This is a genomic window from Streptomyces sp. NPDC001056 (assembly GCF_053598955.1).
The window spans coordinates 1-11,266 of record NZ_JBSFLI010000068.1; the positions used below are offsets into that span (position 1 = coordinate 1).

The window sequence follows — 11,266 nt, forward strand, 5'->3', positions numbered from 1 at the left end:
GCCCGGCCCGGAGCGCGCGGCGACCTAGCCATCTGTCGGTTGGCGCGGGCGGCGCGGGCCGACACAGTGCCGGACAGCGGCCCGCCACCGGTCCCCGGCCCGGCGGGCCGCAACGGAAAGGAGAAAGTCGTGAAACCAGGTACGGCCGGCCGGCCCGCCCCTGTACAGGGACCTGTCCGGTGGCGGGAGACGCTGCTGCCGTCCCCCGGCCATCAGGTGCCGGCGCGTGTGTACCGGCCCGACACGCCGCTCGGCGGCTGGCTGGTCTGGGCGCACGGCGGCAGCTGGCAGTACGGTTCGGCGGCCCAGTGGCACGAGGTCACCTCGGATCTCGCCCGGTTCTCGGGCCGCGGCGTGGTCAGCGTCGACTACCGGCTGGCGCCCGCGCACCGGCATCCGGACGCTCTGCAGGACGTGCTGACCGCGGTGCGCTGGGCACGCCGCGAGGCGGTCCGGGAGACCGGCGCGCCGCTGGTGGCCGTCGGCGGCGACAGTTCCGGCGCGACGCTGGCGGCCTCGGCGGCCCTGGTCCTGCGGGACACCGGCGAGCCGCTGGTCGGCCAGTTCCTCGCCTACCCGCCGCTCGACCCCGGGTGCCGTGCCCCGTCCTACCGGGCCGACCCGGAGGCGTACCCCTCCGCCGAACAACTGCGCACGGCGTGGCACCGGTACCGGGGCAGCGCACCGGTGCACCCGCGTACCGGCGTCCTGTACTCCACTCCGCTGGAGGCACGGGACGTCAGCGGGGTGGCCCCGGCCGTACTGGCCGTGGGCGACCAGGACCCGGTCGTGGACGACGTCCGCGGCTACGCCGACACGCTGCGGCGGGCCGGTGTTCCCACGTCCCTGCGGCTCTTTCACGACACACCGCACGCGGCTCTGGTCATCCCGTCCCAGCAGTGGAGCACGGACCGGGCGCACCCGATGCGCCAGTGGCTGGGACGGATGGTCGCGGCCCACTTCAGCACAGTGACCACCGACAACCCGCATCAGGAGGAGATGTGACGACGGAAAACGCCTCGTCGCAGGCCGTGGACGGCACCGCGCACCTGGACGCGCTGGAACGCCACTTCGGGGACCTGCGCGACGGAAGGCACGGGGACGCCGTGTCGCGTCAGGACAAGGAACGGCTGTTCCGCGACGCGGTCGCGCTGCTGGACCCGTACGCCCGTGAGGTTCTGCGCGAGTTCGACCGCGAGATGCTGCGGGGCACGGGAACCCTGGAGGCCACCGGAGCCGGACGCACCCCGGAGGGCGGCCTGGCGGCGCTGTGGACGCTGTCCTGGCCCGAACAGGCGGATGCGGGAATCCAGCCCATCACGCTGATGGCGCACTACGGGCGGGGATTCCACCATCCGCATCTGCGCGGCGCCACGGTGGCCGAATGGCCCCTGAACGTCTTCACCGAGGAGCAGGCCGCCGCCGAGGTGCCCACGCTGCGGGCGATCGCCTCCGCGGACCTGCACAACCTGGTCTTCCAGCGCGACTTCCGCATCGTGCCGTCGGTCGTCGCCGGCCGGAAGGGGGAGTGAACGCGATGCGCGTCTCCGTTCTGGACCAGTCCCCCGTCGGGGAGGGGCACACGGGCGCCGACGCCCTGCATGCCTCGCTCGAACTCGCCCGCCACGCGGACCGGTTGGGCTTCGACCGGTACTGGGTGGCCGAGCACCACCGTTCACCGGGCTTCGCCGGCAGCGCCCCCGAGATGCTGGCCGGCGCCGTCCTCTCCGCGACCGACCGGATCCGGGTCGGCACCGGAGGCGTGCTGCTGCCGCGCTACCCGGCGCTGAAGGTCGCCGAGGTGTTCGGTGTGCTGGCCACGCTGCACCCGGGCCGGGTCGACATGGGCATCGGCCGGGCCGGCGGCCCGACGGCCGACTTCCCGGACCGGCTGGAGGAGCTGAGCTCGCTGCTGCGGCTGCCGGGCAGCGCGGACGTGTGGCCGCAGGCCCTGACGGCGGTGCCGCCGGTGCCGCCGCAGCTGTGGCTGCTGGGCGCGAGCGCCGGATCGGCCGCGGCCGCCGGTCGGCTGGGCGTGGGTTTCGCCTTCGCGCACTTCCTGGTGCCCGGCCCGAGCACGCGTGCGCTCCAGGCGTACCGGGCCGCGCACACGGCCGCGACGGGCGAAGACGGCCATGGGGGCCTCCTCGCCGTACGCGCCGTCGTGGCGGACACCCAGGCACGGGCCGACGAGCTGGCGCAGGCCATGCTGCTGTGGCGCGCGCGCAAGGACCTGGGCGACGACCGGCCGCTTCCCTCGACCGAGACCGTACGACGGCACCGCTGGACGGGACTGGAGTCGGAACGGGCGGCCCACCACGCGAGGTCGCTGATCCACGGCACGCCCGAGGACGTCGTACCGCGGCTGCGCGCGCTGGCAGAGGCCAACGGGGTGCGGGAACTCATGGTGAACGCGCTGACGCAGGACCCGGCCGACCGGGTCCGCTCCTACCAGCTGCTGGCCGAGGGGTTCGAGCTGTCCGCAACGCGCTCCGGGGCGTCCGTCGTCGCGGCGGCGGCCGGCTGAGCGCCCCGGCGGTACGCGAAGGGGCCCGGGAGTACGGGCCCCTTCACCGCGACCGGTGTCAGTCCAGGAAGTCGTCGATCAGCTCGGCCAGTTGCCGCGGCTTCTCCAGCAGGACGTTGTGCCCGCTGTCGAGTTCGGCGTAGCGGGATCCGGCGATGCCGGCGTGCAGTTCCCTGGCGTGGGCGACCGGAACGACCTGGTCCCGGCTCGCGCCGACGACGAGGGTCGGGGCGAGGACGCGCCCGAGGCGGTCGCGGATGTCGGCCACGAGGTCCAGGTCGAGCTGGCGGCGGGCACCCTCGGTGACCACGGGCGCGTCGGCGAGGGCGTGCAGCCGCTCGCCGCCCAGGGCCGCCAGGTAGTCGGGCGAGTGTGCCAGCAGCGTGATGTACCGCTGGTAGGCCCACTCGTCGGTCTCGGCGAGATGGCGCCACAGGCCCAGGGCCATCGACTGGCGCGGGTCGTCGTTGCGGGCCCAGCCGACGATCAGGACCAGACGCCTGACCAGATGGGGATGGTCCGCGGCGAGCGCCGCCGCGACGACGGCCCCGAGGGAGGCCCCGGCGACGTCCACCGGCCCCGCGGACCGGTGCTCCACGACGGCGGCCAGCTGACCGGCGAGGACGTCGACGGTGAGGCTGCCCCCGGCCGGGAGCGGGGTGCGTCCGCTGCCGGCGTAGTCGGGAAGGAGCAGCGTGCGACGCTGTGTCAGGTGGGGCTCCAGCAGGGCGAAGTTGGACGCGGAGTCGCTGGTGGAGCCGTGGACGAGCAGCAGTCCGGGTCCCGATCCGCTGATCCGGTAGTCGACCTCGGTTCCCTCGGCGGTGGTGACGGCGGGCACGGCGCCCTCCTCTCAGGTGAGTTCCTTCCCGGCGGCCGCGGCGGACGCGGCGCGCTGGGCCGGTATGGCCACCGGCCCGGTGGCGGGGGCGGAGCGCCGGCCGCGCGCGAAGCGGCGCATGGCGGGCATCTCCACGAAGCGGTACAGGAGCCATCCCGCGAGCAGGGAGGCCGCGAAGAACAGCGCGATGACGAGGCAGGCCACCGGGGTGCTGAAGGTCCCGCCGCCCAGCAGGGTCCGCAGGTAGAAGATGGTGACGCCCTGGACGAGGTAGAAGCCGAAGGAGACTTCGCCGAGCCAGACCATGGGGCGGCTGCTCAGCCAGGTGCTGCGGGAGCGGGCGTCGGTGTCGGCGACCGCCGCGATCAGCATGCCGATGGGCACGATCGTGGCCGTGACGAACGTGTACTGGAAGGGCACCAGGTAGGTGGCGCCGTAGCCGGCGGCGACCAGCAGCAGCGAGACGGCGACACCGAGCTGCCGGGGCCAGCGGCCGGCCAGCACGATCCGGGCGAGGATCGCGCCGAGCACGAACTCGAAGAGCCGGCCGGGCGGGAAGAGGTAGCCGAACCAGAACTGCTGGTCGGAGATCGGGGTGATCGCCGACTTCGGGGTGTCGGGGACGAGATAGGTCGACACGAGCTGGACGGCGACGGTCCCGGCGACCATGACGGCCGCCCAGGCCCACAGCGCGCCGCCGCGGATCCTGCGGATCAAGACGATCAGCAGCGGGAACAGCAGGTAGAAGAGCAGCTCGCTGCCGAGGGACCAACTGGGCGGGTTGAGGCTGAGGTTGACCGACGCCTGCGGGAAGAACGTGTGGATCAGCAGCAGGTTCGGCAGCCACTGCGAGACGCCGGTGAGGGTGGCTCCGGCGAACAGCACCAGGACCGCGGCGGCGACGACGAGGTGGTTCGGGAAGATCTTGGTGATGCGGCGGCGCCAGAAGGAGGTGACGCGTTCACCGGGCCGCGACGACCAGGCGAGGACGAAACCGGAGAGGACGAAGAAGAACGACACGCCCATGTAGCCGGTGGAGACGAACGTCTTCTCGTACAGGTGGGCCAGGGCGCTGTCCGCGAAGGGATTGATCGGCCTGTTCGGCGGGATGGGGCTGTTGGAGAGCGAGGAGTGGAAGAAGAACACCAGGAGCGCGGCGAAGAACCTGAGTCCGGTGAGCGACGGCAGTTTCGGCGGCCTGGACTGCTGCCGGGAGTTCCCCGGCGGTATGACGGCGAAGGACATGACGACGGCTTTCTGGGTGAGGGCGGCGCTGCCCGGCCCGTTCTGGTGACGGCGGGCCGGGCAGCGTGTGCGGGTCGGGGGAAGGGACGGCTTACTCGGCGTCGTCGCGCGGCATCCGGTTCCGGTAGAGCATGAGCTTCGCGTCCTTGGCCACGTAGTAGTTCTGCACGGAGTAGGCGATGGTCGCGAAGTCCAGGCGGCCGTCGCCGTTGAAGTCGCCGGTGGCGATCCGGGCGACGGACTCCTCGCCGACCCGCCACTTGGCCCAGACGCCGGCGGCCAGGTCGATGGCCTTGTAGTACATGACGCCCTGCCACGGCCACGGTCCGCGCAGCGCCACCAGGAACTCGTCCTCGCCGTCCCCGTCGAAGTCCGCGCAGACGATCTGGTGCCCGGGGCCCTCGCCGCTCTCGTTGGGGTCGCCGTAGACGTCCAGCAGGGTGCGCTCCCAGAGCGGTTCGCCCTGCTCGTCGGTGCCCGTCCTGGCATAGACGGCGACGGTGTTGCCGTGGAAGGGCTCGATGGCCGCGACGTACGCCATCGGGTCGTCGCCGATGCGGCCGGCGTTGACGTCCCCGCTGCCGCGGAACCCGGTCTGCTCGAACTGGGTGACCTCGCCGGTGCCGATGAGCCGGCGCACCCACTGCCCCGTCGCCTCGTCGAAGTACAGCCAGGTGACGCCCTCGTCGGAGGCGAAAAGCAGCGAGTCGAGGTCCGAGCCCGGTATCAGCCCGGCCTTCTTCTCGGCTCCGTGGATCATGCGGAAATGGCTGTCGTCGATGGTCTCCATCGGCCACTCCTCGGCGGTGTGCACGTCGTCGGGCTGGGTGAAGATCACGACGGGCAGCACCGCATGCACGTCCGCCTGCGCGACGATCGGAACGCCGACGATCTGCAGCCGGTCGGTGCGGGTGAAGTGTCCGACGCGCAGCCGGTGCATCCCCGTGGCCCGGCCGACGTAGTGCCGCTTCCAGCGGGACTCGTCCTTGTCCGGACTGCCCGGGTTCTCCAGCCAGTCGATCTTTCCCCCGGCCGGGTCGGGGTCGTGGATGGTGCCGATCGGGCCGTACAGCTCGTAGCAGACGACGACGTCCGGGTGGCCGTTGCCGCTGATGTCGGCGAAGTCGGCACCCACGGGCATCCGGATGCCGTCGGCCACCAGACGGCGGGTCCACCGCTCGTCGTTCTGGTACCAGTAGATCTCGCCGAGGCGCAGGCCGTAGCCGAACAGGTCCGGCCGGCCGTCCTGGTCGATGTCCGGGGCCTCCAGCCAGTACCCGTCGCGCAGTTGCTCGGCGACGACCTCGGCGGTGAAGGCCGGCGGGACCGGGGTCGTGAGGCGGTTCTCGGTCATGGCGTGTCCTCTCGGGTGGGTCAGCGGGCGGGGCGGTGGTACTCGACGGCGAGCCAGAGGCAGTCGGTGTCCGCGCGGTACTGGTGCCAGGGGTAGCGGTAGCCCCCGTCCGGGGCGGTCCGGCAGAAGGGCTGCGGTGTGGTGTAGCCGGGCGCCATCGGGATGTCCTGGTAGAGGGTGCTGTGGTCGCGGGCGTGGAACTTCTGCATCCGGCCCACTCCCGTGATCTGGGTGTGGATCTCGATGAAGTCGTGTTCGTTGTGGATGGCGCAGTCCGTCCCGGCCGGCGCGTACCAGAGGTTCACCCTGATGTCGAAGGTCTCCTCCTGCCGCCGCTCGGGACGTTCCCCGAGCAGGTGGGGCGCGTCCAGCCGGGCCGAACCCGCCGCCGCCTGCGGGCCCTTCCACAGCGGGGTGTCCCGCGGGAAGGCCGGCAGCAGGTCGCCCAGGAGATGCCAGCCCGGCGCGCGGATCACGTCCGCAGCCGGTGTCTTCGCGGCGGCTACGACGATGACCGACGGGGCGCTGACGACCGTCGTCGCGGTGAGGACCGTGGACGACAGGGCCGGGATCGTCACCGGCGGTGCGACGTCGAGGAGGATGGGCTCCGGGTGGGGGTTGATGACCACCGCGGGCCCCTGCACCCGGTAGTGGTCGACGTTCTCGACCAGCAGGGCCGGGCTCTGCGCGGTGCCGAGTTCCAGGGGGCGTACGACGTTCCGGTTCATGGGGTCCTCGGTGCTCTCAGGAGGCCGGCTGGGGCGCGTGCCGCTGGTAGTCGGCGTTGCGGGCCAGCTCGGCGGCGAACTGGTCGACCGGGGTCTCGGGGACGAACGGCTCGGGCATGTCGCCGAGCCCGAGGAAGCAGGCGAGGCTGTCGACGGTGCGCCGGGCGGCCCTGCCGTCTCCGTAGGGGTTGGCGGCACCGGCCATGCGGTCGTAGGCGATCGGGTCGCGGAGCAGCTCCAGGGTGGCGGCGACGATGCCCTCGGTCGTCTTGCCCACCAGCTTGGCGGTGCCGGCCACGACGGCCTCGCTCCGCTCGGTCACATCGCTGAGCACCAGGGTGGGCTTGCCGAGCGCGGGGCCCTCCTCCTGGGCGCCGCTGCTGTCGGAGACGATCAGGTCGGCCCGCTTGAGCACCTTCATGAAGCTCAGGTAGGGCAGCGGGTCGGTGACGGTGATGTCGGGGTGCCCCGCGACCACGGGCAGAATCGCCTGACGCACGGCGGGATTGCGATGCAGCGGAATCACCACACGGGTGCCGGGCTCGTCGGCGATCCGACGGAACGCGGCGGCGATGTCCGGCAGTTGCGGCCAGGCGTCGCGGCGGTGGGCGGATGCGAGCACGACGCGGCGGGGGTCGGCGTCGAGGTCCTCCAGGGCGGGATGACCGTACTCGGTGGCGTGGTCACCGGCCCAGCGAAGGGCGTCGATGACGGTGTTGCCCGTGACGACGATCGTCTCGTCGGGGATGCCCTCGCACAGCAGGTTGGCGCGGTTGGCCGGGGTCGGCGCCAGGTGGAGCGCGGAGATCTGGCCGACCAGACGCCGGTTGCCCTCCTCGGGGAAGGGCGAGGACAGTTCGCCGCTGCGCAGGCCCGCCTCGACGTGGACGACCGGCACACCGTGATGGAAGCCGGCGAGGGCGCCGGCGAGCGTGGTCGCCGTGTCGCCGTGCACGAGCAGGGCGTCGGCGCCGAGGCCGGGAAGCCTGGCCTCCAGGCCGTTCAGGATCCGGGCCGTCACCTGGGACAGCGTCTGCTGCGGAGCCATCACCTCCAGGTCGATGTCGGCAGCCAGACCGAAGGCGTCGAGGGTCTCGTCCAGCATCTGCCGGTGCTGCCCGGTCGAGATGACCACGGGGTCGAGGTCCGGATGCGCCCGCAGCGCCTTGATCACGGGGGCCATCTTGATGGCCTCCGGCCTCGTTCCTATGACCACGGAAACAGTTCGCATTTCTTTCTCCCCGTCCATCCTCAGCCGCCGTGAATTCCCTTTCACGGGGGGGCGATGTGCTGACGGAAAAGAGAGTGGCATTGCGGCATCACCGGGTCAACGCGAGCAATTTCCCAGTTGCGCGCGGGCGCACAAAAAAACCGGCCCAGCTCCGTAGAGCGGGGCCGGCCGGGCCGGATCGGTCGGTCGTGGAATCAACTCCGGGCAGGAGCTATGGACATGGAGTGACGGAACACGTTGTCAGGGTCGTAACGGCGCTTCACCTGCTGCAACCGAGGGTAGTTCCCCTTGTAGTAGAGCGTGGTCCACGGGCTGCCGGAACGGTTGTAGCGCGGATCGGTCATGTCGCGGTCCGGATAGTTGATGTAGCAGCCGTCCGTCGCGTCATTGATTTCCGGAACGCCGTTGCTGGCCGCGAAGAATTCCCCGTAGAGGTCCCGGAGCCATCCCAGATAGAACTCGTCCTCGTCCGGGTCGCTCCAGAAGGTCTGGAAGCACATCTTGAAGACGGAGGCCCGCTGGGCGTTGGCGGTGGCGTCCTCCGGCACGGCATTGACCTGGCCGCCGAACGAGAACAGCACCAGCATGGTGTCGGGATTGGTGAAGTCGGGCCGCGTCATGTACTTGTACAGCGCCGTGAGCTGTGCGTCGGTGAAGTTCCTGCGCATGTACGCGGACTTGTGCCCGCCGCGCGAGGTGGGGTTGGTGATCGTCGGGTTGTCGGTGCCGACCAGCCTGGTCGCCTGCAGCCAGGGAAGCTCCCTGGGGCGGTGCAGACCCGGCATGGCCGGCAGCTCCCCGTTGCCGCGGTCCAGGGACCGCACCGTGACCCCGGTGCCACTGGTGACCGCCGCCATGTAGGAGTCGAGCATGTCCCGCGCGCCGGGCACCGAGGCGTCGATCTGGGTGAACATCCCCAGACTGCCGTGCGCCTTGGCGGACACGTTGAACAGGCTGCTGAGGTGCCGGTAAGGACTGTCCGGGGAGCTGTGCGTCTCGTGCCAGGCACCGAAGTTCCTCACCAGCCGCTTGAACGACTTCTCGTCGAGGCCGTCCCACGGGATGTCGACAGCGCTGACCAGCACCGTGGCCGGCGCCTTCACCAGCTGGTCCGACGGCCGGCTGCCCCGGGCGTCGGGCGAGCGGAACCAGTACCGGGTGACCAGCCCGAAGTTGCCGCCGCCACCTCCGGTGTGCGCCCACCACAGGTCCCGGTTCGGGTCGTCGGCCTCCCGGGTCGCGGTGACCGTGCGGGTCCGGCCGGCCGCGTCGACGACCACCACCTCGACGGCGTACAGATGGTCGACCACGAGGCCGTGGGCACGGGAGAGCAGGCCGTACCCGCCGCCGGCGATGTGTCCTCCGGCACCGACGCTGTAGCAGATGCCGCCCGGCACCGTCACGCCCCAGCCCTTGAACAGGGCCTCGTAGACGTTGAGCAGCCGCGCTCCGGGCTCGACGAAGAAGGCACGCATCGCCGGGTCGTAGCCGACCTCGGTCATCTCCGAGAAGTCGAGGATCACCTCGACCTCCGGGTTGGAGGTGAAGTCGGCGAAGCAGTGACCGCCGCTGCGCACGGATATTCTCTTGCCCTCCTTCACCGCCTTCGCCAGTGCCTGCTCGGCGTCGGCCGAGGAGCGGATCATCTTCACATAGTCCGGAGTGGCGACGAAGCGCTGGTTGTTGCCCGTCATGAGGGTCGGATAGCGGGAGTCCCCGCGCGTCACCGTGCTGCCGATCCCGGCGCCGCCCGTCTCGGCCCGGGCGCCGCCCTTCGCGGCCACCGCGCGGGCATCCGTGGCCAGCAGGCCGGTGGCCACGGCCGCGCCTCCGGCCACGGCCGCACCGCGGCCGAGGAGGGTGCGCCTGTCGATTGCGTTCATGTCAGGAACTCCTTCGCATGTGTGGATGGCGTGATGTTCGTGCGGCGGGGGTCCATGTGGGGGATCAGCTCCCGCATACGGCGGCGTCCGCGGTGCACCCGCGAACCCACCGTGCCGGTGGCGACCCCGAGGATCTCCGCGATCTCCTGGTAGGAGAGACCCTCGATGTCCGCCAGGCGCAGCACCGCCGCGTACTCCTGGGGGAGGGCCCGCATCGCCCGGTCGATGTCGGGATGCGTGAGTCTCGCCAGGTACTGCTCCTCCGCCGACGCCAGCCGGTAGGACCCCGGATACTGCGCCGGCCGGGCGTGCAGGTCCTCGTCGAAAAGCTCCGCGGTCCGCGGCCGGGCCTGGCTGCGGCGATGGTCGTTGATGAACGTGGTGATCAGGATCCGGTAGAGCCAGGCGCGGATGTTGGTGCCGAGCCGGTACTGATGGAAGGAACGGAACGCCTTCAAGTAGGTCTCCTGCAGGAGGTCTTCGGCGTCGGCGTGCGAGCGGACCAGGCGCCTGGCCGCGGCGAGGAGGTCGCGGCGGTGCGACAGGGCCTCCGCCTCGAAGGCCTGCGCACGCGCCGGGGACGTCGCCGTCGGGGTGGCGGTCATGGTCAGATCTGCCGCAGGGCGCCGCCGTCGACGGCCCATTCCGCGCCCGTGATCTGAGAGGCGAGCGGCGACAGCAGGTAGGCGATGACGGTGGCGACGTCTTCCGGCGTTCCGATGCGCCCGCTCGGCAGCCGTCGTTCCTCGCGGACGAAGTGGTCGACCGCCTCGTCGGGCGTCATCCGCAGGCGCCGCGCCAGCTGCTCGGCGAAGCCGCCCGGGGCGTCGAACAGGGCGGTGCGGGTGGGGCCCGGCGAGACGATGTTGGACCTCACCCCCTGGCAGCCGTACTCGGCGGCGAGGGACTTGGAGAGCGACAGCAGGGTCGCCTTGGACGCCGCGTAGTCGACGAGGGAGGGGTCCGGGTAGCGGGCCGCCTCGCTCGCCACATGGACCAGGCTGCCGTTCTCGCTGTCGATCAGGTGCGGGAGCGCGGCCCGGGTGGCGCGGACCGCCGCGTGGACGTTCAGCTCGAAGGTCTCCCGCCAGTCGGCGTCGGTGACCGTCAGAAAGCTCGTGCGCGACCGCAGGGCACCGGCGTTGTTGACCAGGCCGTCGAGGCGGCCGAAGAGGTCGATGGTCCGCCGCACCGCGTCGCTCGCGGTGTGCGGGTGGGTGAGGTCGCCCTGGTGGGCGACGACGTTCGGGCCGGCGTCGTGCAGGGGTGCGGTGTCACGGGCCACGCCCACCACCTGTGCGCCCTCCGCCGCGAGGACGCGGGCGGTGGCGAGGCCGATCCCGGAGGAGGCACCGGTGACGAGGTAGACCCGTCCCTTGAGCTGAAGGTCCATCGGTTTCCCTTGGCCGGGGGCGGGGAGACCCGGAAGTCGCCACCCCGCCCTGGTGGTTGTCGCT

At 71.5% G+C, this 11,266-nt stretch carries 11 protein-coding genes; 3 read left to right on the forward strand and 8 right to left on the reverse strand.

The features are described 5' to 3' along the window. Window positions 1-228: 228 nt before the first annotated feature. Genes ACWDD7_RS37070 through ACWDD7_RS37080 form a run of 3 tightly spaced genes read left to right on the forward strand, consistent with a single transcriptional unit; the run spans window position 229 to window position 2,527 of the window. Window positions 229-1,005, forward strand: a complete 777-nt coding sequence (locus tag ACWDD7_RS37070) for an alpha/beta hydrolase (RefSeq protein ID WP_450460634.1) — start codon at window positions 229-231, stop codon at window positions 1,003-1,005. Next, on the forward strand, window positions 1,002-1,532 hold the full coding sequence (locus tag ACWDD7_RS37075; protein ID WP_450460635.1) for a hypothetical protein: 531 nt from the start codon (window positions 1,002-1,004) through the stop codon (window positions 1,530-1,532). Before ACWDD7_RS37070 ends, ACWDD7_RS37075 begins: the two co-directional genes overlap by 4 nt. Window positions 1,533-1,537: 5 nt before the next feature. Beyond that, window positions 1,538-2,527: an MsnO8 family LLM class oxidoreductase gene (locus ACWDD7_RS37080; protein WP_450460636.1), complete on the forward strand. Its 990-nt coding sequence runs from the start codon at window positions 1,538-1,540 to the stop codon at window positions 2,525-2,527. Between the two features lie 58 nt (window positions 2,528-2,585). Here ACWDD7_RS37080 and ACWDD7_RS37085 read toward each other — a convergent pair whose 3' ends face one another. From ACWDD7_RS37085 to ACWDD7_RS37120, 8 genes are all read right to left on the reverse strand, one after another. Next, window positions 2,586-3,368 carry an alpha/beta fold hydrolase gene (locus ACWDD7_RS37085; RefSeq protein ID WP_450460637.1) on the reverse strand — a complete coding sequence of 261 codons (783 nt, stop codon included), beginning with the start codon at window positions 3,366-3,368 and terminating at the stop codon, window positions 2,586-2,588. A gap of 12 nt (window positions 3,369-3,380) precedes the next feature. Beyond that, window positions 3,381-4,613: an acyltransferase family protein gene (locus ACWDD7_RS37090; protein ID WP_392219313.1), complete on the reverse strand. Its 1,233-nt coding sequence runs from the start codon at window positions 4,611-4,613 to the stop codon at window positions 3,381-3,383. A gap of 91 nt (window positions 4,614-4,704) precedes the next feature. Beyond that, a complete protein-coding gene (locus ACWDD7_RS37095) occupies window positions 4,705-5,967 on the reverse strand; it encodes an FG-GAP repeat domain-containing protein (RefSeq protein WP_450460638.1) in 1,263 nt (420 codons plus the stop codon). Window positions 5,968-5,987: 20 nt separating this feature from the next. Beyond that, entirely contained in the window at window positions 5,988-6,695 is a 708-nt protein-coding gene (locus ACWDD7_RS37100) for a hypothetical protein (protein ID WP_450460639.1), read from the reverse strand. Window positions 6,696-6,711: 16 nt separating this feature from the next. Then, window positions 6,712-7,926 (reverse strand): non-hydrolyzing UDP-N-acetylglucosamine 2-epimerase, encoded by a 1,215-nt coding sequence (gene wecB / locus ACWDD7_RS37105; protein WP_351879613.1) that lies wholly within the window; start codon window positions 7,924-7,926, stop codon window positions 6,712-6,714. A 194-nt stretch (window positions 7,927-8,120) separates the two neighbouring features. Next, window positions 8,121-9,809: a BBE domain-containing protein gene (locus ACWDD7_RS37110; protein ID WP_450460641.1), complete on the reverse strand. Its 1,689-nt coding sequence runs from the start codon at window positions 9,807-9,809 to the stop codon at window positions 8,121-8,123. Then, a complete protein-coding gene (locus tag ACWDD7_RS37115) occupies window positions 9,806-10,414 on the reverse strand; it encodes a sigma-70 family RNA polymerase sigma factor (protein WP_351879609.1) in 609 nt (202 codons plus the stop codon). The genes ACWDD7_RS37110 and ACWDD7_RS37115 overlap by 4 nt, the downstream gene beginning before the upstream one ends. Window positions 10,415-10,416: 2 nt before the next feature. Continuing rightward, window positions 10,417-11,202: an SDR family NAD(P)-dependent oxidoreductase gene (locus ACWDD7_RS37120; protein ID WP_450460643.1), complete on the reverse strand. Its 786-nt coding sequence runs from the start codon at window positions 11,200-11,202 to the stop codon at window positions 10,417-10,419. Between the last annotated feature and the right edge of the window lie 64 nt (window positions 11,203-11,266).

Coding starts and splice junctions, on each gene's coding strand:
- ACWDD7_RS37080 (WP_450460636.1), top strand. CDS start 1,538: ATGCGCGTCTCCGTTCTGGACCAGTCCCCCGTCGGGGAGGGGCACACG.
- ACWDD7_RS37090 (WP_392219313.1), bottom strand. CDS start 4,613: ATGTCCTTCGCCGTCATACCGCCGGGGAACTCCCGGCAGCAGTCCAGG.
- ACWDD7_RS37095 (WP_450460638.1), bottom strand. CDS start 5,967: ATGACCGAGAACCGCCTCACGACCCCGGTCCCGCCGGCCTTCACCGCC.
- ACWDD7_RS37100 (WP_450460639.1), bottom strand. CDS start 6,695: ATGAACCGGAACGTCGTACGCCCCCTGGAACTCGGCACCGCGCAGAGC.
- wecB (WP_351879613.1), bottom strand. CDS start 7,926: ATGCGAACTGTTTCCGTGGTCATAGGAACGAGGCCGGAGGCCATCAAG.
- ACWDD7_RS37110 (WP_450460641.1), bottom strand. CDS start 9,809: ATGAACGCAATCGACAGGCGCACCCTCCTCGGCCGCGGTGCGGCCGTG.
- ACWDD7_RS37115 (WP_351879609.1), bottom strand. CDS start 10,414: ATGACCGCCACCCCGACGGCGACGTCCCCGGCGCGTGCGCAGGCCTTC.
- ACWDD7_RS37120 (WP_450460643.1), bottom strand. CDS start 11,202: ATGGACCTTCAGCTCAAGGGACGGGTCTACCTCGTCACCGGTGCCTCC.